This is a genomic window from Alienimonas sp. DA493, from assembly GCF_043951915.1.
Taxonomy (GTDB): domain Bacteria; phylum Planctomycetota; class Planctomycetia; order Planctomycetales; family Planctomycetaceae; genus Alienimonas.
The window spans coordinates 1-21,212 of record NZ_JBINJD010000087.1 but is presented as its reverse complement, the minus strand read 5'-3'; the positions used below and the strand labels follow the sequence as shown (position 1 = coordinate 21,212).

17 protein-coding genes and 1 tRNA gene are annotated in these 21,212 nt (G+C 69.9%); 8 read left to right on the top strand and 10 right to left on the bottom strand.

Features of this window, described 5'->3' with window-relative positions:
- Positions 1-126 precede the first annotated feature (126 nt).
- Entirely contained in the window at positions 127-1,563 is a 1,437-nt protein-coding gene (locus ACG2DA_RS13800; RefSeq protein WP_395256362.1) for a sulfatase, read from the bottom strand.
- Positions 1,564-1,650: 87 nt separating this feature from the next.
- Positions 1,651-1,724 (bottom strand) — tRNA-Pro (locus tag ACG2DA_RS13795).
- 295 nt (positions 1,725-2,019) lie between these two features.
- On the opposite strand from ACG2DA_RS13795, the gene ACG2DA_RS13790 reads away from it, so the two are divergent.
- Positions 2,020-2,643, top strand: a complete 624-nt coding sequence (locus ACG2DA_RS13790) for a thioredoxin family protein (protein WP_395256361.1) — start codon at positions 2,020-2,022, stop codon at positions 2,641-2,643.
- Between the two features lie 118 nt (positions 2,644-2,761).
- Positions 2,762-3,475 (top strand): thioredoxin domain-containing protein, encoded by a 714-nt coding sequence (locus ACG2DA_RS13785; RefSeq protein WP_395256360.1) that lies wholly within the window; start codon positions 2,762-2,764, stop codon positions 3,473-3,475.
- Positions 3,476-3,649: 174 nt separating this feature from the next.
- On the opposite strand, the gene ACG2DA_RS13780 is transcribed toward ACG2DA_RS13785, so the two are convergent.
- The 4 genes from ACG2DA_RS13780 to ACG2DA_RS13765 all read right to left on the bottom strand — a co-directional run bounded on the left by ACG2DA_RS13780 (position 3,650) and on the right by ACG2DA_RS13765 (position 8,110).
- Positions 3,650-5,200 carry an arylsulfatase gene (locus ACG2DA_RS13780; RefSeq protein WP_395256359.1) on the bottom strand — a complete coding sequence of 517 codons (1,551 nt, stop codon included), beginning with the start codon at positions 5,198-5,200 and terminating at the stop codon, positions 3,650-3,652.
- A gap of 83 nt (positions 5,201-5,283) precedes the next feature.
- Entirely contained in the window at positions 5,284-6,021 is a 738-nt protein-coding gene (locus ACG2DA_RS13775; RefSeq protein ID WP_395256358.1) for a hypothetical protein, read from the bottom strand.
- Entirely contained in the window at positions 6,018-7,307 is a 1,290-nt protein-coding gene (larA, locus tag ACG2DA_RS13770) for a nickel-dependent lactate racemase (protein ID WP_395256357.1), read from the bottom strand. Before larA ends, ACG2DA_RS13775 begins: the two co-directional genes overlap by 4 nt.
- An 80-nt stretch (positions 7,308-7,387) precedes the next feature.
- Entirely contained in the window at positions 7,388-8,110 is a 723-nt protein-coding gene (locus tag ACG2DA_RS13765) for a pyridoxine 5'-phosphate synthase (protein ID WP_395256356.1), read from the bottom strand.
- 53 nt (positions 8,111-8,163) lie between these two features.
- Between ACG2DA_RS13765 and ACG2DA_RS13760 the strand changes: the two genes are divergently transcribed.
- The 5 genes from ACG2DA_RS13760 to ACG2DA_RS13740 all read left to right on the top strand — a co-directional run bounded on the left by ACG2DA_RS13760 (position 8,164) and on the right by ACG2DA_RS13740 (position 13,341).
- Positions 8,164-9,504 (top strand): right-handed parallel beta-helix repeat-containing protein, encoded by a 1,341-nt coding sequence (locus tag ACG2DA_RS13760; RefSeq protein WP_395256355.1) that lies wholly within the window; start codon positions 8,164-8,166, stop codon positions 9,502-9,504.
- The gene (locus tag ACG2DA_RS13755) at positions 9,501-10,007 is read left to right on the top strand and encodes an SWIM zinc finger domain-containing protein (RefSeq protein ID WP_395256354.1); all 507 of its coding nucleotides are present in this window, start codon (positions 9,501-9,503) and stop codon (positions 10,005-10,007) included. The genes ACG2DA_RS13760 and ACG2DA_RS13755 overlap by 4 nt, the downstream gene beginning before the upstream one ends.
- Positions 10,008-10,121: 114 nt before the next feature.
- Positions 10,122-11,654: an aldehyde dehydrogenase family protein gene (locus ACG2DA_RS13750; protein ID WP_395256353.1), complete on the top strand. Its 1,533-nt coding sequence runs from the start codon at positions 10,122-10,124 to the stop codon at positions 11,652-11,654.
- Between the two features lie 96 nt (positions 11,655-11,750).
- A complete protein-coding gene (locus ACG2DA_RS13745; RefSeq protein ID WP_395256352.1) occupies positions 11,751-12,365 on the top strand; it encodes a hypothetical protein in 615 nt (204 codons plus the stop codon).
- A 91-nt stretch (positions 12,366-12,456) separates the two neighbouring features.
- Positions 12,457-13,341 carry a DUF6263 family protein gene (locus ACG2DA_RS13740; RefSeq protein ID WP_395256351.1) on the top strand — a complete coding sequence of 295 codons (885 nt, stop codon included), beginning with the start codon at positions 12,457-12,459 and terminating at the stop codon, positions 13,339-13,341.
- Between the two features lie 67 nt (positions 13,342-13,408).
- Here ACG2DA_RS13740 and ACG2DA_RS13735 read toward each other — a convergent pair whose 3' ends face one another.
- Complete coding sequence (locus ACG2DA_RS13735) at positions 13,409-14,065, bottom strand: hypothetical protein (protein WP_395256350.1); 657 nt, start codon at positions 14,063-14,065, stop codon at positions 13,409-13,411.
- Between the two features lie 203 nt (positions 14,066-14,268).
- Between ACG2DA_RS13735 and ACG2DA_RS13730 the strand changes: the two genes are divergently transcribed.
- A complete protein-coding gene (locus ACG2DA_RS13730; RefSeq protein ID WP_395256349.1) occupies positions 14,269-15,702 on the top strand; it encodes a Gfo/Idh/MocA family protein in 1,434 nt (477 codons plus the stop codon).
- 229 nt (positions 15,703-15,931) lie between these two features.
- Here the strand turns inward: ACG2DA_RS13730 and ACG2DA_RS13725 are convergent, their stop codons facing one another.
- From ACG2DA_RS13725 to ACG2DA_RS13715, 3 genes are all read right to left on the bottom strand, one after another.
- A complete protein-coding gene (locus ACG2DA_RS13725) occupies positions 15,932-17,719 on the bottom strand; it encodes an FMN-binding protein (RefSeq protein WP_395256348.1) in 1,788 nt (595 codons plus the stop codon).
- Complete coding sequence (locus tag ACG2DA_RS13720; protein WP_395256347.1) at positions 17,716-20,058, bottom strand: FAD-dependent oxidoreductase; 2,343 nt, start codon at positions 20,056-20,058, stop codon at positions 17,716-17,718. The genes ACG2DA_RS13725 and ACG2DA_RS13720 overlap by 4 nt, the downstream gene beginning before the upstream one ends.
- A gap of 134 nt (positions 20,059-20,192) precedes the next feature.
- A complete protein-coding gene (locus tag ACG2DA_RS13715) occupies positions 20,193-21,035 on the bottom strand; it encodes an endonuclease/exonuclease/phosphatase family protein (RefSeq protein ID WP_395256346.1) in 843 nt (280 codons plus the stop codon).
- Positions 21,036-21,212: the final 177 nt, after the last annotated feature.

The window sequence follows — 21,212 nt, the reverse complement described above, 5'->3', positions numbered from 1 at the left end:
CCGGGCGTTGCGGACGTTGGGTCTGACGCGAAAGAAAAGACGCTCCTGCCCGCCGAGCAACTCCGCCCCGACGTCGCCGACGCCCGCCGCGACTGCGGATATCGCTACGAGTAGCGGAAGAACGCTCTAATCGCCGAACCCCGCCGTGATGCGGTCCTGTTCGGCCTGCAATCGGGCGGCGATCTCCGGGCGGTCGGCGACGCGGTTCGTCGTCTCGCCGGGGTCCTCGGCGAGGTTCGCCAGGAACAGCGGCACGCCCAGCCGGCCGCCGTTTTCGCGTTCGCCCTGCGGGGCGGTCGTGTCGACCGGGTTGCCGATCAGCTTCCAGTCGCCGTCACGAACCGCCCACTGGTGATCCTCGCCGCCGCCCATCCGCCAGTAGAACGGCGGGCGGTCCAGCGGGGCGTTTTCGGCGAGGGCGCTCACCGCGGAGACGCCGTCCAGCGTCGTCCCGGCCGGCGGAGCGACGTCGCACAGCTCGCACAGCGTGGGCAGCCAGTCGCAGCCGCTCAGGAACTGGTCGCGGGTCTCGCCGGCCGGCAGCCGGGCCGGGTACCGCACGATCGCCGGCACGCGGAGGCCGCCCTCGAACAGGGAGAACTTCGCTCCGCGGAACGGCCCGGCGAACCCGCCCCCGCTAAACGCCCGCGTCTCCGTGCTGTGCCCGTGGTCCGGCTGGAAGATCACGATCGTGTCGTCCAACTGTCCGGTCTGCTCCAAGTGATCCAGAACCCGGCCGATCGCCTCGTCCATCGTGGAGAGGAACGCGCAGTACTCCCGCCGCGCGACCGGCAGATCGCGGTATTTTTCCCGCCACTCCGGCGTGCCCTGATAGGGGTAGTGCGGCGAATTGAAGGCCCAGTAGAGCAGCCACGGCCGGTCCGCTTCGCCGCCGCCGTCGCTCGGTGCGGCTCCCGATGCGGCTCCCGGTGCGGCGGCCGGTGCGGCGGCCGTCCCGCCGTCGAGGAACTGCCGGCAGCGGTCGACCATCAGGTCGGGGAGGAACTCGCCGGGGCGGAAGACTTCGCGGCCGTTGTCCCACAGGTCGTGGCGGTTCGGGCCGTTCCAGTAGAAGAAGTGGGAGTAGTTGTCGACGCAGCCGCCGAGGTGTCCGAACCAGTCGTCGAACCCTTGGCCGGCGGGGTCGCGGGCGGCGTCGTCGCCGAGGTGCCACTTGCCGACGTGCCCGGTCCGATAGCCGGCGTCGGCGAAGACCTCCGCGAGGGTCGTCTCCGGCCCGGGCAGGGGGCTGTTGCCGTACACCCCGCAGCGGGCCGGGAACCGCCCCGTCAGCAACCCGACGCGACTGGCCGAACAGACCGGGGCCGGCGCCGTCATCCCCGTGAGCGTCAGCCCCCCGGCCGCGAGCCGGTCGAGGTGCGGGGTCTGCAGGTCCGGGGCGCCCAGCCGGCCGAGGTCCCGCGACCCCTGATCGTCAGCGTAAATGAGAAGCACGTTCGGCCGTCGCGACGGCCCCTCGGCGCCGCCGGCGGCCCGGACCGACGGCACGAGAGCCGTCGCGGCGAGGAGGGCGGCGGCGAGCGGAAGCGGGCGGGCGAACATGCCCTCAACCTACCGCCGACGCCCCCGGACCGCCCGGCGACCGGCGCAAAAAGACACGCCCCGCGGGAGACCCGCGGGGCGTGGAAGTCGGGATGACTGGATTCGAACCAGCGGCCTCTACGTCCCGAACGTAGCGCTCTACCAGGCTGAGCTACATCCCGTGATTTGCTTGTCGATCCCGCCGTCGGGGGCGGCGGGGGGGCGGAGTGTGGCGAACCGCGGCGGGGGTGTCAACGCCGGTCTCTCCGTCGTTCTCGCGGCGATCGGCGGAACCGATCGGGGCGGCGAACTCCGCCGGACCGGCGCGACCCGTTGTGTCGCGGGCGGTCGGCGGTACGATGACCGGACACCGCTCCCCGGCTGCCGGTTCGCACACGGATCGGCGCCCCCACGGTTCCCGCCGGCCCCGGATCGATCGGGCGCCGCCGTTCCCCCGAATCTCCCAGGATTCCACGGATGATCTGTCGCCCCGCGTTCGTTCGCCCGTTCGCCCCGCTGCTCGCCCTGACGTTGGGCGCCCTCTCCGTCGGCACGGCGGACGCCTCGGAGTACAACGAGGTCCTCGACATCGGGGATCCGGCCCCGGCGTTCGAGAACCTGCCGACCGCCGACGGCAAAACGCTGTCCCTGAAGGATCTGAAGGACAAGAAGGCCGTCGTCGTCGTCTTCACCTGCAACCACTGCCCGGTCGCCAAGGCCTACGAGGGGCGGATGAAGGAGTTCGCCGCGGAATACGGCAAGAAGGACGTGGCCCTGGTCGCGCTCTCCGTCTCGCAGGAGCCGGAGGACGAACTCTCCCAGATGACCGCCCGGGCCAAGGAACAGGGCTTCAACTTCCCCTACGCCCGCGACGAGTCGCAGGCGGTCGGCAAGGCGTACGGCGCCACCGTCACCCCGCAGACCTTCGTTTTGGGGCCGGACATGAAGGTCCGCTACATGGGCGCCTGGGACGACAGCTGGCGGGAGAGCAAGCCCGCCGAGGAGCACTACGTCCGCGACGCGGTCGACGCCGTCCTGGCCGGGGAAGAACCGGCCGTCACCGAGAAGCGGCAGGTCGGCTGCGGCATCGTCTACGAGTGATTTCCCCATGAGCGATCGCCGCGGCGCCCCGTCGCCGGCGGCGATCAATCTTGCGCTACTTGTCGAACCGGCCCCGCGGGGCCGGTTCGTTCCGTTTCCGTTCCCGCTCGTGCCGCCGATGCGCCGCTCCCCGTTCGTCCCGACCCTTGCCGCGGCGCTGGTCGTGGTTCCCCTCGCCCTCGTCGGTTGCAGCGAGGATACGTCGCCGTACGTCGATGAGGACGCGGAGGCCACCGAGGGCACCGGCGAGTTCCCCGCCGGGGCCGTGAACCGCTCCCTCGATCCCGGCGACGCCGGCACCGTCGGCCCGGAGACCCTCGACAGCGAGCCGGACGGCGACGAAGCCGGCGCCACCACCGAGGGGATGAGCGAGGAGGAAAGCGCCGCCGCCGGCCCCCCCGTGACCGCCACGCCGGTCAGCTACGAGGAGTTGCGGACGATCATCGAATCCGCCGACGGCCCCGTGCTGGTGGACGTCTGGGCCGATTGGTGCGTGCCCTGCCGGGAAGCCTTCCCGCACACCGTCGAACTGGCCCGCAAGTACAAGGACGACGGGCTGACGGTCGTCTCGCTGGCGTTCAACAGCGAGGAGGATCTGGACGCCGTGCAGGGCTTCCTCACCGAAGCCGGCGCCGGCGAACTGACGAACGTCTACACCGAGGACGGCGGCGAGGGCGCGCAGTGGGACCCGCTCGCCGGGCCGGAGGGCCTGCCGCTGCCGACGCTGATCGTGTTCAACGATCAGGGCGAAGAGGTCGCCCGCATCGTCGGCGCCGGGGACGAGCCCCGGGCCGAACTCGACGCCGCCGTCGCCCAGGCCGTCGGCGGCTGAGCGCCGTCACGCCATTGGGAAGGCCGCCAACCCAAAGCGTCAGCGAGGGTCCGTTCGGCGAGCAAGAACTCGCTGGGCAGCCCTCGCTGACGCTTCGGGTTTGTAGGAGACGAGTTCCCGCGCGGGAGGACGCACGGCCGGAGCTTGCGCTCCAGGCTGGTATCGAAGCGGCTGTTACCGCTGCGTCCCGCCGCCGTTGAGGTAGGTCTCCAACCGCTCCGCCAGTCGCGCGGCGATCTCCGGGCGCTCCTCAATCAGATTCGTCGTCTCCCGCGGGTCGGTCTCCAGGTCGAACAGCGCCAGCCGGGGGACCGGAGTGTTGGCGAGCTGCGTCTCGACGACGAGGTTCCGCGTCTGCTTGCCGGGGTGCCGGTGCAGTTTCCAGCGGCCCCGGCGGATCGCGAAGGCGTTGCCGTTGTTCTGCACGACCAGTTCCTCCCGCCCGGTCGCGTCCGGGGCGCCCAGCAGGGCGGGGGCGACGTTTACGCTGTCCGGGCAGGCCCCGGCGGGAATCTCCACGTCCGCCAGCGCCGCCAAACTCGCCGGCAGGTCGATGGTGCAGACGAGTTCGTCGCTCACCCCCGGCTCGATCGTGCCCGGCCAGGAGGTGATGAACGGCGTGCGGACGCCGCCCTCGAACACGCTGTACTTCCCGCCGCGGTAGGGGCCGGCGGCCTTGTGGTCGCCGATCATTTCGACGGCCCCGTCCTTGTAGCCGTCGTCCAGCACCGGGCCGTTGTCGGAGCAGAACACGACCAGCGTCTCCTCCGTCAGACCCAGCCGCTCCAACGCCGCGGTGAGTTCGCCGACGCACCAGTCCAACTGCACGATCGAGTCGCCGCGGTAGCCCAGCGAGGTCGCCCCCTGGAACCGCTCGTGCGGCATCCGGGGCACGTGCAGGTCGTGGGAGCTGAAAAAGAGGAAGAACGGCTCGTCGGGGCTCTGCCGCTGGTGGTTCTCCAGGAAGGCGACGGATTCGGCGACCCAGCGGTCGGCGAGGTCCTCGTCGCGGAAGCGGGCCGCGTGCCCGCCGATGTAGAAGCCGATCCGGCTGATGCCGTTGTGGATCGTGCCGTTGTGGCCGTGGGACCAGTCCATCTTGAGTTCGTCCCGGTGCGTCTTGCCGGTGGGGTGGTCCGGCGACGGCTTTTTGTTGCCGACCCACAGCGGGTCGGCCGGGTCGAGGTTCAGCACTCGGCGGTCCTGCACGTAGACCTGCGGGACGCGGTCGTTGGTGGTGGGCAGCAGGAAGGCGTGATCGAAGCCGATCTCCAGCGGGCCGGGGGACAGTTCGCCGTTCCAGTCCGGCCCGCCGTCCCCGCCGAGGCCGAGGTGCCATTTGCCGACGACGGCCGTTTCGTAGTTCGCCCGCCCCAGCAGGTCGGCGACGGTGGTCGTGTCCGGTTGAATGAGGGCCGGGGAATTCGGCGGGGCGATGCCGGTGCCGTCCTGCCGGAAGGCGTACATCCCGGTCAGCAGGCTGAACCGGGTGGGGGTGCAGGTCGAGGCGCTGCAATACCCGCTGGTGAACCGCACCCCGTTTTCGGCTAGCGCGTCGATGTGGGGGGTGCTCAGTTCCGTCGCCCCGTAACAGGAGACGTCCCCGTAGCCGAGGTCGTCCGCCATAATGACGACGACGTTCGGCGGCGGTGCGGTCCCCCCGTCGTCGGCGACGGCCCATGCGGGCAGGAGCAGGGCGAAGCTGAAGGCGAGGCGGGCGAGCATCGGCGGACCGGCGCGGAAAGGGGGCGAACGCCGCCTAACCTAACCGGGGCGGGGACCTGCCGCCGCCGTTCGCCCCGCGCTCCTCAGTTATCGCAGAGCGTCAGCGTGGAGCGGGGATCGCACTGCCGGTCGCACGCCAGCACGGTGACGACGTTGCCCAGCAGGTAGCAGTCCTCGTCAGACGAGAAGCTGTCGGGCTGTGTCGCCGTCTCCGGCCGCTTCGGGAATCCCTGATTCTCCGGCAGGGCGAGCAGCGGGGCGAGCCGTCCGCCGCAGGCGCATTCCGCGGTCACGCGATAATTGATCCAGCAGGGCGTGCCGCCGAGGCGAAACGTCTCCTCGCCCGATTCGTGCACCACTTCGCCCGCCGCATTCTTCACGACCGCAACGGACTGCTCGCCCCGCGCGAACGTCAGCCGAAGGGGCCGCAACCGATCCGGCCCGGCGTCCGACGGCCGGAAATCGCCGGGCGGGAACAGCAGCGCCGCGAAGTGGTCGCCCTGCTCAGTTCGGTAGGACTCCGGGTAGCGGCCGGTTTCGAGGATCTCGGGCTCCGCCGGGTCGTTGTGCGTCGGGCACATGAACAACGCCAGCCGACTGCCGGCGGCGAACGGGAGGCCGTATTCCTCCCGCACCGTCAGTTGCACGAACGGCTGCATCGCCGCGTCGCAGCGGCCGCAGCGGGGATGGGCGAACCCCGGCGGCAGCCACGCCGGCCCGCCGACCGCGTCGTCTCCGGCGACGGCCGGCGCGTCTTCGATCGCCGCCCGCCAGACCGGTTCCGTGCGAACGCGTTCGGACTCGGGGGGCGGGGCGCTCATGTCAGCGTCGGCAACACGTACGGACCCTCCGGCACGACGGCGATGCGGGCGTCGGCCCCGTGCTTCTTGAGGGCCGCGGCGACGGCGGTCTCCACGCTGTCGGCCCGGGTGACGTAGAGCTTTTCCAACTGCTCCGCGAACGGGGCGTGGTGGGTGACGTAGACCACCTCGCAGCGGCGGAGGACCTTGGCCATCTCCTCCAACTGCCACTGGTCCATCACGAAGAAGTCCGGCCGGGTCGGGTCGGCGCCGGTGATGGCCATCATAAAATCGGCCGGGTCGGGGAACTCGTCAAATAATCCGGCGAACTCCGGGCTGCCGACGCCCTCCGTCATCTCCGCGGCGATGATAATCGTGCCGCCCTCCTTCATGACGGGCAGCACGCCGGTCAGACCTTTGATCGATTGATAAAAGTTCTGGTCCAGCGGATAGCCGGCGGCGCTGGTGACGGCCACGTCCACCGGGCCGTCCACCGGCACCGTGACCACCTGCCGGGCGAAGGCGACGCCCTCATGGAAGGCCTCTTCCATCTCCCCGGCGAACACGCCGGTGACGCGGCGGTCGCCGTCGAGGGTCACGTTCAGAATAAAATCCAGCCCCGCCTTGCGGGCGATCCAGGTGTTCTCCTCGTGGACCGGGTTGCCGTCGAGGATGCCGCAGTCGGCGTTGGGATGCTCCAGAAACTGCGGGCCGTGCCAGACCCGCACCGTCTCCAGCGCCGCGATGCCGGGGCAGACGAGCTTCCGCCCGCCGCTGTAGCCGGCCATGAGGTGCGGCTCGATCAGACCGGTGGCGATCTTTAATTCGGCGTCGACGTACCGGGAATCGATATGAATCGGCACACCCCGCGGGCTGACGCCGAGGTCGGCGTGACTGGCGAGGTCCTTGCCGAAGTGGTTTTCGACGCGGTAGTTGGCGGCGATCTCCGGGCCCACTAATTCGACGAGTTCCTCCCCCTCGTTCGGCCGGTGCAGGCCGGTGGCGATGAGGATCGTGATCCCCTCCCGCGGCACGCCGGCGGCTTCCAACGTCGGCAATAACTCGCCCAACAATAATTCGTTGGGCACCGGCCGGGTGATGTCGCAAATGAGGACGCAGGCCGTGCGTTTGCCGCGGGCCAGTTCGCTCAGCGGGGGGCAGCCGGTCGGTTCGAGCAGCGAGGCGGCGACGGCGGCCCGCGGGTCGGCCAGCGGCGGGGCCGGGCGGATCTCCAGCGGGCCGACGAGGTTGGCGTCCGGCACGACGGCTTCGAGCCCGGTTTTGCCGTAGGCGAGGGTGAACTTCATGGGCGGCGCTCCCGTAGGGTCCGCTGTGCGGACCGGATCACGTGATCAACGTAGACTCTACACGATCCGCGGAGCGGACCCTACGGGCGGCCGGTCATCAGGGCCTTCATCTCCCGCACGGCCCGCTCGAAGCCGACCAGCACCGCCCGACTGACGATGCCGTGGCCGATGTGCAGCTCCCGCACGCCGGGGATCGCGGCGATCGGGGCGACGTTCTGATAGTTCAGCCCGTGCCCGGCGTTTAGTTGCAGGCCCTCGTCCAGCACGCGGGCGGCCTCGGTCATGAGGATGTCCAGTTCGAGCCGGCGCTGGGCCTCCTCCTTCGCCTCGGCATAACGGCCGGTGTGCAGTTCGACGACGTCGGCGCCGAGTTCGGCGGCCGTGTCGATCTGCTTCTCCACCGGGTCGAGGAACAGGCTGACCGGGATGCCGGCGTCGTGCAGTTTGTCGATCGCCTCGCGGACGGACTCCTTTTGTTCGTAGACGTCCAGGCCGCCCTCGGTGGTGATCTCCTGGCGGTTCTCCGGCACAAGCATCGCCACGTCCGGCTTCAACTCGATCGCCAGCGCGCACATCGCCGCGGTGGGGGCCATTTCGAGGTTGAGCCGCGTGTGCACCGTCTGACGCAGCAGGCGGACGTCCCGGTCCTGGATGTGGCGGCGGTCCTCGCGGAGGTGCACCGTGATGCCGTCCGCCCCGGCGAGTTCCGCCAGCACGGCGGCCTGCACGGGGTCCGGCTCCGTCGTGCGGCGGGCCTGGCGGACGGTGGCGACGTGGTCGACGTTGACGTGCAGGGCGGTCATGCCGGGAACTATAACGAGCGCCGCCCCGCCCGACCCCCGTGCCGAACCCCGCTATGACGCTTCTTCGTTCCGCGTTCGCCCTGTGTTGGCTGACGGGGGGCTGCCTGGCGGGGGCGGCGACCGCGGCGGACCTGCACGTCTTGCCGGAGGGGACGGGACGAAAAGACGGCGCGGACTGGGCGAACGCCCTGCCGGCCGACCGGCTGGACCACGTCTTCAACACCCTCGCCGGCCCCGGCGACCGCGTGCTGCTCGGCTCCGGCCGGTACGAGGGGGCCTCGCTGGCGGTGAAGTCCGGCGGGGCGCGGGGCCGGGCGAAGGAACTCCGCGGCGTCGACACCGGCGGCGGCCTGCCGGTGTGGGTCGGCCCGTGGTCCGCGGCGAACGTCAAAACGGGACCGGCGGCGATCGAGATTCGCCCCGGCGTCTCCGACGTCACGCTGGTCGGGCTGCGGTTGCGGAACTACCAGTTCGGCGTCCGCTCCCCGACCGACGGGACGGAGCCGATCGAGCGCCTCACGCTGGAGGACGTCGACGCCGCCCAGATGCGGCACCACGTCTACCTCTCCCACTGCCGCGATCTGACGGTCCGCGACTGCGACGCGGCCCGCTACAGCAAGCACGCCTTCCGCTTCGAGGCCGGTTGCCGGGGCGTCCGCGTGACCCGCTGCACCGCGGACTGCTCCGAGGGGGACGAAACCTGGGAGAACGACACGGCGGAGCTGATCCCCTTCGGCTTCAACGTGAACGATTCGGACCCCCCGCAGGGCGATTTCCGATTTGAAGATTGCGTCGCCGCCAACAACCGCATGAAGATTCGCCCCAATAAATATCAGAACGGCGACGGCTTCGTGGTCGAGGGGACGGTCGAGGGGGTCTCCTTCCTGCGGTGCGTTTCCATTCGAAACCGGGACGGCGGGTACGACCTCAAGCCGCCGGTGACGTTGATCGACTGCGTGGCGCTGGAGAACGGTCGCGGCCTGCGGCTGTGGTCGCAGGCGACCGTCGAGAACTGTTTCGTCGCCGACGGCGAGACCGGCCTGTGGTCGAACGGGGGGGCGGTCGCGGTGCGGAACGGCACCTTCGCCCGCCTCGCCGGCCCGGCGGTGATGACCGACGACAAGGCGACCGGCGGCGTCACGCTGACCGGCTGCCTGATTGCGTCCTGCGGGGCGGTCGGCAAGAAGACCTCGAAGGGGCCGATCACGCTGACGGACACGGCGGTTTCCGACACGAAGCCGAACCCCGACGCGAAGAAGGCCGCGCCGGCCGACCCGGCGGTGACGTTCGTCGATCTCCCCGCCGATTGGCCGACCGCCAAACCGCTGCCGACGCACCCCGCCCACGGCTACCGCCCGCCGGCCGTCCTTCCCTCAAGCGAAACGGCCCCGTGAGCGCCGCCCTGTCTGCCGAAGCCGTCCGCGACTGGGTCGGCGGAACGTATTACGACCGCGGCAAGACCCTGGCCCGCGACGAGGCGGCGAACGACGGGCGAACGTACGGGGTCTCCGGCGGGGTGCGGGTTTGCGCTCGGGTGACAGGGACCTACGCCCCCTTTTACCGGGTCGCCGCGACGGTCGCGGACGGGCGGGTGACGGCGGCGGTCTGCACCTGCCCGGTGGGCGGCGGCACGGCCCCGGGCGCTGAGGGCCGGTGCAAGCACGTCGCCGCCCTGCTGCTGTCTTGGCGGAAGCGGCCGGAGGCGTTCGTTCCCGGCGAGAACCCCCGCGTCGCCCTCGCCCGGCGGACGAAAGCGGAGTTGGCGGAGATGGTCCTCGCCTTGCTCAATCGCGTCGCCGAGACCGACGAGGAGGCGTGGGAGCGCGACCCGGAGGAAGACGACGCCGACGCCGCCGACTGGCAGATCGCCCCCGACCCGGCCCCGCCGGCGGTGTGAGCGGGCGTCGGCGGACAGCGCCGGCGAGTTGAGGCATGCATCGGGCGCGCCCGTTACAATGGTTCGGTTCGCCGCCCGTTGCGGCTCGCCGTCCCTCCGCTCGGAGCTTCCCGGATGCCTCCCGCCACGCTCGACCGCCCCCACTCCTCCGCCGCCGCCACGGCCGGTTCGCAGGCCGCCACCGGCCGGGCCGCCGCGAAAGGGGTGAAGCTGGGGCCGACGCAGTGCTTTATCGACGGCCAGTGGGTGGACGCCGCCTCCGGCAAGACCTTCGAGACCCTCAATCCCGCCACCGAGGAGGTGATCGCCAAGGTCGCCGAGGGCGACGCCGAGGATATCGACCGGGCCGCCGCCGCCGCCCGCAAGGCCTTCGAGGACGGCCCCTGGCGGAAGATGGACGCCCGCGACCGCGGCCGGCTGATGTACAAGCTGGCCGACCTCGTGGAGGACAACCTCGACGATCTGGCCCGGCTGGAAGTGCTGGACAACGGCAAGCCGATCGGCGAGGCCAAGGGCGCCGACCTGCCGCTAGTCATCGACTGCCTGCGGTACTACGCCGGCTGGGCCGACAAGATTCACGGCAGCACGGTGCCGATCCGCGGCAACCACTTCTGCTATCTGCGGAAGGAACCGGTCGGCGTGGCCGGGCAGATTATCCCCTGGAACTTCCCCCTGCTGATGGTCGCCTGGAAGTGGGGACCCGCCCTCGCCGCCGGCTGCACCATCGTGATGAAGCCGGCGGAGCAAACCCCGCTGAGCTGCCTGCGGCTGGCCGAACTCGCGCAGGAAGCCGGCTTCCCGGACGGGGTGATTAACGTCGTCCCCGGCTTCGGCCCGACCGCCGGGCAGGCGATCGTCGACAACCCGCAGATCGATAAAGTCGCCTTCACCGGCAGCACGGTCGTCGGCAAACACATTATGAAGGAGGCCTCCAAGAGCCTGAAGCGGGTGACGCTCGAACTGGGCGGCAAAAGCCCGAACATTATTTTCGCCGACGCGGACCTCAAACAGGCCGCCGCCGGGGCGTTCGTCGGGCTGTTCCTCAACCAGGGCCAGGCCTGCTGCGCGGGCAGCCGCATCCTCGTGGAGGAGCCGGTCTACGACGAGATGGTCGAGACCCTCACCGACATGGCCGCCAACCGCAAAGTCGGCGACCCGTTCGACGAGGCCACGGAGCAGGGCCCGCAGATCTCCAAGGAGCAGTTCGACACGATCATGTCTTACGTGGAGAGCGGCAAGAGCGAGGGCGCCACGCTGAAAACCGGCGGCTCCCGCTACGGCGACAAGGGCTACTTTATCCAGCCGACCGTCTTCACCGACGTGCAGGACGACATGAAGATCGCCCGGGAGGAAATCTTCGGCCCCGTGATGCAGGTGCAAAAATTCACGGACGTGGAGGACGTCGTCCGCCGCGGCAACACCACCAATTACGGGCTCGCCGCCGCGGTCTATACCCGCGACGTGGCGAAGGCGCACAAGGCCGCCGCCGCCCTGCGGGCCGGCACGGTCTGGGTGAACTGCTACGACGTGTTCGACGCCGCCGCCCCCTTCGGCGGCTTCAAGGAGAGCGGCCTGGGCCGCGAGCTGGGCGAGGCCGCGCTGTCGAACTACCTCGAAAGCAAGACCGTCACGATGAGCCTCGACTGAGCCCCGGCGGAGTCCCGCCGTCCCCCGCGTCCCGGACGTTTCGCGCGTCCGGGACGTTCGTTTTCTTTCCGCCGCACCGCATCGGAGCGCCTGAGGTTGAGCTACGCCCACATGTTCTACGCCGTCGATCCGAAGCGGCTGCGGTCGCTGTACGGGGCGAACGACGAGTCCTTCACGCAATCCGTCCTCGCCGATCCGCCGGACGGGTTCGAGAGCGCCTCCTGCTGCGACCTGAGTTCGGAGGACGCTCTCCGCCGGATCGTCGCCGGGACCGCGGAGCGGGACGGCGAAGAACATGCTGCCACCTATGGATACGTCCTCAAGGCGCTGTGCGAACATCTCACGGACGGCGAACTGCTGGAGGGCGAGGTCGCCTGCGTGCGGGACCTGCCTTACGACCTGCGATTGCCGCGGTCTGGGGCGCCGATCCCGATTCCCGTCGACGAGGCGGACTTTCCGGAGATCGGCTTCCTCGAAGCGGATCAAGTCGAAGCGGAACTCGCCGCGTTGGACGCCCCGGCGGGCAAGCCGAAGAAGCCGCCGTTGAAGATCCGTCTGCTGGGATGGCTGATCCAAAAACGGCTGGGCGTGCAACTGCCGAGTTTACGCACGCCCTCCGCCGAAGAGCTGGAAGAGGAGGTCGAGGAGTACCGGCTCGCCCTCCGCGGCGCCGCGGACCGCGGGACGGGGCTCGTCTCGTTCCGTCACTGAGCGTCCGGCGCGGATCAGCGCGGCGGCCCGGTTCGGCGCGGTCGGCCGGGGCGGTAGGATGCCGGCCCCGTCTCCCTCACGCCCGATTGCCATGCGTTCGCCGCTCGCCCTCGCCGCCCTGCTCCTCGCCCTGGCGCTGCCGTTGGTCGCGGCGGCCCAACCCGCCTCCGTCGCGGACGTCCGCTGGGAGTTCGCCGTCGGCGACACCCACACCTACGCCTTCACCCAGAACTCCACCGCCGCCATCACCCAATTGGGGCAGACCTCGGAGGTGAAAAACGACCTCGGCATCGTGTTGAAGTGGGAGGTGAAAAGCGTGAACGAGGACGGCTCCGCCGTGGTCGAACGCACGGTGCAGCGGGTCACGGTGAAGGCGACCGGCGGCGGGGCGACCCCCGTGACCTTCGACAGCGCCGCCGAGGGCGACGAGGCCCGCGACCCCGCCACCCTGCCGGCCCGCCTGCGGGTCCTGGGCAGCCTCGCCGGGCAGACCTTCACCAGCACGATCGCCGCCGACGGGGAGGTGAAGTCCGTCGAGATGCCCGCCAAGGTGACCCGGGCCGTCGCCGCGGCCGGCGAGGGCAACCAGTTCGGCGAGGAGCAGGTCAAACTGCTGTTCACCGACCGCGGCTACACCCTCCCGCCCTCCGGCACGACCGTCGGCGAAAGCTGGACGAACGAGGAAACCCTGGTCCTGGCCTTCGGCAAGGTGACGGATGCCCGCACCCTGACCCTCAAAAGCGCCGACGATAAAGCCGCCGTCGTGACCCTCAACAGCGAACTCAAGCCGCAGGGCGACCAGGCCGGCGCCCCGATGACCTTCGACGGCGGCACGCAAACCGGCGCCGTGGTCTTCGACGTCGCCAACGGCCGCCTCGCCGCGGTCGACTCGTCCCAGAAGGCCGGCCTCTCCGGCCCCGGCGGCTTCAAAGTGGACCTGACCAGCGCTAGCAAGCTGCGCCGCGTGGGGGACTGAGCCGATCGAAGATTGAAGTCGAACCGTTGAACGTCCCGACGCTTGAAGCGTCCGGGACGTTCAACGATCAAAAGTAGCTGGCCCGCTGATATGCCCGGCCTTCGCTCTCGCTGTAGTAGTAGGTCGAGCCGGCGTCGCGGGCGTGAGCCCCTTCAATTTTCACCACGTCGGCCGGCATCGGCCAGCCCAGACCGCCGAAGTCGCCCTCCCAGTAAAGAGCGAGAAGTTTAGCCTCCTGCTCGGCCTGCCACTTCGCGGCTTGTTCGCTCACGGGCTCCTCGTTCAGTTCGGGCGTTCGTGACGTCACAACGGAATGCGGCTTCCACGGTTCGGCGCCGTTCTCTTCCAGACGATCCCACTCGAAGATGAGCCAAGCGTCGAGGTCCTCTCGGGAGATGGCGTAGTGCGCCGAGAAGCCGCCGTTCGCCTGATGAACTGTGATATCTCGCGCCGTCTCCGGAATGGACCATCGCACGTGATAGTCGTTCGCCTCGTTCGCCGTTTCGTAGTGAAATTCTCCGAACCGGAACGGAGAAAGCAGTGCGTCGACGCCCAAACACAGTGGGATGAACCCAAACGTGGCCGACGGCACGCCCAGCAGAGCCGCGTGACCGCGTTTCATCTTGAATTTCGGCGCCGCCGCGACGAACGCCGTATAACCTACGGCGATCAGCGCGCAGGTGATTTGAAACGGCAGAACCGCGGCCCAGAGCATCGGCGGCACGTCAATCGGGGGTGAAGTTCGCCCCTCGATCCTAACCCGACGCGTCAGCGAGGGCGGCCCCTCAACGGCTGTGGTTCCTGCTCGCGGCCCTTGCTGACGCTTCGGATTGGTGTGATGAGGCGGCCCCGAGCCGCTTGCCGGGGCGTTCGGGGGAGCGGTACGCTCGGACCGCTCGTCCCCCGTTGACGCCTGAGGAGAAGAGGATGCCGACCGTTCCCGAGATTCTTCATCCCGCCGGAGCCCCGAAGAACGGCGTCGACCGCCGCGGGTTCCTCTCCACCGCCGCCGGCGGGGCGGCGGTCGGGGCCCTCGCCGGGCTGGCCCCGCGGCTGCACGCCGAGGACGCATCGGAGTTCAAACCCCGCCGCGTCGGCCTGATCGGCAGCGGGTGGTACGGGAAATTCGACGTCTTCCGGATGCTCCAGGTCGCCCCGGTGGAGGTCGTCGCCGTTTGCGACGCGGACTCCGAGATGCTGCAAGAGGCCGCCACGCTCATCGCCGAGCGGCAGGACGGAAAAACGCCGAAAACCTACGGCGATTATCGGGAGATGTTGCGGGCGGAAGATTTAGAAATCGTCGTCGTCGCCACCCCGGACCACTGGCACGCCCTGCCGATGATCGCCGCGGTGGAGTCCGGGGCGCACGTCTACGTGGAGAAGCCCACCAGCGTGGACGTGCTCGAGAGCAAGGCGATGCTGGAGGCGGCTCGCAAGCAAAACCGCGTCGTGCAGGTCGGCACCCAGCGCCGCAGCACCCCGCACCTGGTCGAGGCGAAGAATAAAGTCGTCGACGAGGGCCTGCTGGGCGACGTCGGGCACGTGGAAATCTGTTGTTATTATCACATGCGGGCCAAGGGCAACCCGCCCAATACGGAGCCGCCGAAGAACCTCAATTACGACCTGTGGACCGGCCCGGCCCCGATGCGGCCGTACAACCCGCTGGTCCACCCCCGCAGCTGGCGGGCGTTTACGGAGTACGGCAACGGCATCGTCGGGGACATGTGCGTGCACATGCTCGATATGGTCCGCTGGATGCTGGACCTCGGCCCGGTCGATCAGGTGTATAGCGAGGGCGGCATCCTGATCGACCCGGACAGCAAGGCGAACATCACCGACACCCAGACCGCGACCTTCACCTTCGGCGAGCTACCCGTCGTCTGGACGCACCGCAGTTGGGGCAACGCTCCGGACCCGGAGTATCCCTGGGCCGCCTTCGTCTACGGCAAGAACGGCACGCTCAAGGCCAGCGTGCAAAAATACGAGTTCATCCCCACCGGCAAGCGGGAGGCGACGGTGCAGGGCGACGTGGTCCTCGAACCGGACTTCGACCCGATGGAGAAGGACGAGCCCCGCATCGAACGTCACGTCGCCCCCGCCAGCCGGGAGCACATGAAAAACTTCCTGCGGGCCGTCGAAGCGACCGAAGCGAACGGCGGCGAGGCGGTGCGGCCGATCGCCGACATCGAGCAGGGCGTGACCAGCAGCGTGGCCTGCATCCTGGCGAACCTCTCGCTGGAGTTGGGCCGCTCTTTGAAGTGGGATCAGACGAACTGGCAGGTCTCCGGCGACGCCGAGGCCAACGCTCGCCTGGCGCGGCCGTACCGGGAGCCGTGGACGCATCCGAGCCAGAACGCCTGACGAACGGGGGCCGATTCGCTCTTCACCCCTCTCCCTGGAGGGAGAGGGGCCGGGGGTGAGGGTGGGCGAGCGGTTCGTTCATTTCCGCTCTCCGCGGTGAGGTTCCGGACAAGGAATGAGCGGGGCGGACCGCGAACAGGGGCCGTAAGTCACAGCCCCCTCACCCCCGACCCCTCTCCCCCAAAAGGGGGCGAGGGGAGACCCGGGATCGTCGCCGTGCGGTCGGTTGTCACGCCAAGAACCGCAGCCCGGCGGCGAAGGCGGTGAGGGCGACGGCGACCCAATCACGGGCCGTCCAGCGGTCGCTGCGGGCGTTGGCCCGGAGGTATTCGAGCAGCGCCCCGGTCGGGCAGCCGTGGCGGCAGTAGGCCATCGGCACGAACAGGGCGGCGATCAGGCCGACGACGAAGATCGTCTTCGTCGCCAGGCCGGCGAGGCTCCAGTGCCAGGCGTCGAACGGCTCCAGCGCCACCGGGGCGACGAGGGGGAATCCGAACGCCGCCAGCAGGACCAGCGCTAACAACGCCGGCGGCAGCAACGCCAGCGCCCGGCGGGCGCCGCGGCCGACGCTGCGGCGGGGTTTGAGGCGTTGCCCGAAGACCCCGCCGACGAACGCCTGCTGCACGGCGCCGTGCGGGCAGAGGTGCGTGCAATACACGTTGCGTTTCGTCACGACCGGCAGGCTGAGGGCGGCGGCGGTCAGCAGGGCCAGGCCGCTCGCCGTCCGCCAGGGCACGCCGTGCTCCGCCCAGCCGACCCACATCGCTTGGGACAATAAATCGCCCCGCCAGACGCCCAGGTAGCCGATGAGCAACGCCAGCCAGGCCCATCGCACCGCCTTGAACCCCCGCAGCCGGGTGAAGCCGACGAGGACCGCCCCGGCGACCAGCGCCAGCATGCCCCAGTCGACGTTTCGCCACGTCAGGGCGTCCCACGCGGAGGGGGAACCGCCGTCCGTCGGCGGCGGGGCCGCGGTCGGCTCCGCCGCGGCGAGGTCGGCTTTGGCGGCGAGGATCGCCCCGTCCACGACGGCGAGGCTGGTCATCGTCGCCCCGCTGACGGCGTCGTACCCGCCGTCCGCCGGGCCGCGGGCGGCCAATTCCTCGACCGTCATCCCGTCGAACAGCCGCAGGAAGCCCCACTCGTCCTCCCGCAGGTAGGTCACGTAGGGCTCGTTGTCGAACGTGTCGTCAACGATCAGCCCGACCGCTTTTTGATCCTCCGCATTGAAGCCGACGAACGCCTCCGTCGGCCCCTGATAGCCGATCACCCCGTCCGCCGCGGGGGAGGTCCGCAGTAACGACCCAAGCGGCTCCCCGGCGGCGTTCGACACCGTGAACCGGCCGACGCCCTCGGCCAGGGCGATTGCGGCGGCGTCGGGGAAGAGGGTTTGCGCCTTCTCCACGGTGAGGACCTCCTCGAACCGCGGCACGATCGGGGCGTTGCCGTCTAGGCGGACGCGAATCGACTGCCACATCGCCCGGGCGGTCAGCGTGGCGCCGGAGACGGCGTCCGGCGGCGGGGCGGAGGCGGCTTCGCTCCAGGTTTTGCCGACGAACCGGCCGTTCAGCACGTCGGCCTCGCGGACGGCGGCGACGTGCTCGTCGGTGTCGCCGCTGCGCAGGATCGACACGCCGCGGATCACGGCGTCGCCGTCGCCCTCCTCGAAAGCAATTAGTAAATCGCTCGGGCCGGAGAAGCCGACGATCCGGCGGCTGTCGGGCATCGTCTTCAGCAAGAAACCGAGCCGCTCGCCCGCGGCGTCCAGCACGGGCACGGCGCCGGTGGCGGCGTCGGGCTCGCCGAATGCGGCCGCGGCGGGGAATAGCGTGGCCGCCGCGGCCCGGGCGGCGGGGGGCAGACCGTCGCCGGAGCCGTCGCCCGCCGCGTCCTCGATGGAACCGGCGGGGACGGAGGCGATCAGGCCGACGACGGTCGCGAACAGGCCCAGCCGGACCGCGTGCAGAACCCGCCGCCGCCACCGGCGGGACGGGTTCGGCGGCGCCGGGTCGCTCACTCGTTCCCCCGCGGCTCCCCGCGGCGGGATTGGCCGGTGCGGGGTTCGCCGACCTTCACGAGGCGGATCGCGTCGGCGTGGACGTTGCCGCCGGCGCCCTCGCTGCGGACCGTCACCTCGACGGTCTCGCCGGCGAGCACGTCGAAGGCGCCGAGGCTTTCAAAATCGTTCTTGCCGGAGGCGGGCTTCGTCATATCGATTTTGAAGTTCTCCGTGGTCCGGCCCACGGTGACGCTCACCGGGACGGTTGTGCCGCGGTTTTCGTGCGACAGCCAGGCGAGTTGCACGTCGTAGCGGCCGGTCTCCTTCACGGTCGCTTTGAACGTCGCCTTGGCGCCGGAGTTGGGGGAGGCGTAGCGGTAGGCGTAGCCGACGTAGCCCTTCAGGCCGTCGCCCTCGGTCCAGTTGCCCTCCAGTTCCGCGGCCTTGTCGTCGACGACGAGGCCGTCCAGTTTCGCCGGGTCCAGCCCGGTCGGCGGGCCGTAGCCGGGGGCCAGTTCCATCGCGTCGTCGGGGATCACGATTTCGTCGTTGACCGTCTTCCGGCGGGCCTTGCCGGGGAGTTCGAGCAGGTCGACCATCTCGCCCCAGTAGTCCTCATAAACGCGGCGGGGCGTGCAGCCGTTCTTAATGCAGATGCTGGCGGCCCGGCCGACGACTTCGCCCATCATCCCGCAGGTCTTCATCACGCGGGTCGTGCCCAGCGCCTGGTGCGTCACGCTGATGTTCCGCCCCGCCATGAACAGGTTCTCGACGTTGCGGGAATAAAAGCAGCGGTACGGCACCGGGTAGCCGTAATTCCGGTCGATGCGGCGGTCGTGGACGGCGTAGGAGATGAACGGGTTGTCGGGGAATTTGTCCGCGTATTGCTCCTTGGGATAGTGCAGGTCGATGCTCCAGGTGCTGGGCACGCAGCCGTCGGGGAACTCGCGTTTTTCGACGATGTCGTCCTGGGTGAGCTGCACGTCGCCCAGCAGCCGGCGGGACTCCCGGGGGCCGCCGACGTAGGCGACCCAGGTGAGGACGGCGTTCTTGTGCTTGGCGGCGCCGTCGCCGTTCTTCATGGCGTCGAAGGCCCCGTAGACGGCCCGCAGGTTCCAGTCGCGGATCGCCTCGGCCCCTTCCAGCGGGTTTTTATCGAACCCGCTCTCCCAGAACCATTGGCCGTGGTGGTCGCGGGGGTAAGGGAAGTCCTTCATGGTCAGGTCGAGCGCCCAGTCGGCGTTCGGGAACTCGGTCGGCCGATCGACTTCGTCCCAGCGCCACATGTTGCTCATGCCCATGCGGCCCTCGGGGGTCATCTCCCAGTCGGCCCCGGCCTCGGCGCCGATGGTCCCGTGGCCGGTGGTGTCGGCGTAGAGGGCGCCCTCGAAGCGGGTGATCTCCCCGGTGCGGGTGTCGAGGGCGGAGACGGCCGTGATCCGCTTCGCGTCGCCCTCTAAATCCTTCGTCTCCACCTCGAAGGCGTGGTGGTTGAGGAACAGGTCGATGTTCTCCTCGGCCCGGACGATCGCTTCCTTTTTGTCGTCCTCGAACTCCTCCTTCGTGCCGGGGGACTTGGTGGCGCGGTCGGCGATCTCCTCGATAATCTCGCCGACGCGGGGGTATTTCCCGCGGCGGATCAGGCCCATCGCCCAGACCCGCACCTCGCTGCTGCCGTTTCCGCCGAGGACGGGGCGGTCCTGGATGAGGGCGACTTTACAACCCATCCGGGCGCCGGAGATCGCCGCCCCCAGGCCGGAGTACCCGCCGCCGATCACGACGAGGTCGTAGCCGTCCTTGGTCGGCGGCTCCTCCGGCAGGCCGAGCAGCGCCCGCCGCCAGGGAGGGAGGATGGACGAATCGTTCGGCGGCGGCTCGTTCCCGGTGGTGAAATAAACCGCGTCGACCCGGCCGTCGAAGCCGGTCAGGTCGTGCAGGGCGACGGTCGCCTTGCCCTTGTCCACCTGCACCGTGCCGGCGTCGCGCCAGTCCCAGTCCTCGCCCTCCGTGCCCAGCGTGTTCGGCAGTTTCTTGCCGTTCACGCTGAGTTGGAACCGGCCGGGGGCGCCCTTCGCGTCCCAGCGGGCGACCCAGTCGAAGGTGCGGACGAAGGCCCGGTACTCGCCGGCCTCGGGGAACTTGACCGTCGTGGTCGCATCCGCCACCGGCGTGCCGAGGCCGTGGGCCAGCAGGTAGGGGGAGCCCATCGAGCGGATGAACTGGGTGTCCAGCTTCCACCCGCCGCGGTCGGCGAACGATTCGGCCTCGACGAAGACCTCCGCCGCCTCCGCCGGCGACGCGACGGCGGTCAATAACAGGGCCAGCAGACCCGCGACGCGGGAACGGGAGGGGGACATGGAGCGCGTCCTGGGAAGAAACGGATCGGAACGCGCCAGCGTAACGATCCCCCTCCGCGAAGACCAATTTTCAGCCCGTCAGCCCGTCAGCCCGTCAGCCCGTCAGCCCGTCAGCCCGTCAGCCCGTCAGCCCGTCAGCCCGGCAGATCGACGATCAGCGGGAGGTGGTCGGAGGCGTCCGCGTGGGCGGCGTCCGGGCTGCCGAGGGGGTGGTCCGGCCCGCCGCAGACCGTGGCGCTCACGCCGTCGCCGGGCAGGCCGAGGCCGAACGCCCGGTCCAGCGCCGCGGTCGGCAGCCACGCGGGGAAACTGCGGAACTGCTTGGCCGGGTTCGTCAGCAGTTCGTAGCCGGCCTCGCCCAGCCCGCCGCGGAGCAGGGTGCTCCGCCAGTCGTTGGTGTCGCCGATCAGCAGCGTCGGCCGAGTTCCGCCCTGTTTCTCGCCCACGGCTTCGAACAGTTCGTGGCTCAGCAACCGGCGGACCTGCCAGTGCCGTTCGCCGTCCAGCAGGCCGAGGTGCCAGTTGACCAGCCGCAGCGGGCCGGCGTCGGTGTCCAGCAGGGCGACGACGGCGCCGCGGGTCTTCCGGCGGCCCTTGGTGAGGTCCACGCTGTGGGCCTCCAGGATCGGCCGTTTGGAGACGATCAGGTTCCCGTATCCCCCCCGGTGCGGTCCGCCGGGCAGCCGGCGGCCGGTGGTCAGGGGGTGGTTCATCTGGAAGACAGCCCCGGCGTCCGGTTCGCCGTTGGGGCCGGTCCCGGGGTGCGGGCCGATGTGGGGCAGGTGCCGACCGAGGAACCACTCGGCCAGCAGACGGGGCTGATCGTCGAACCGGCTGCGGCGGACGTTGCGATCCACCTCCTGCAAACAGAGCACGTCCGGCTCGGCGGCGGCGACGACCGCCTTGATGCGCTCCAGCCGATACCGCCGGTCCCGCCCGCCGATGCCCTTGTGGATGTTGTAGGAGAGAACCCGCACGACGTTCCGCCGACCTGCTCGTCCGTGAAAGGGCTTCCGCTGAAGGGGGCGGCAGTGTAGCGAGCGGATCGGAGCCGTCGAAGGCTCGCATCGCTCTCCCCGTCGCTCGTCCCGTCGTTCGTCTCGCGTTGGAGCCTCGCTTGCGGCTTCGCGGGGGCGGGGCGCGTTCCCGCCCCG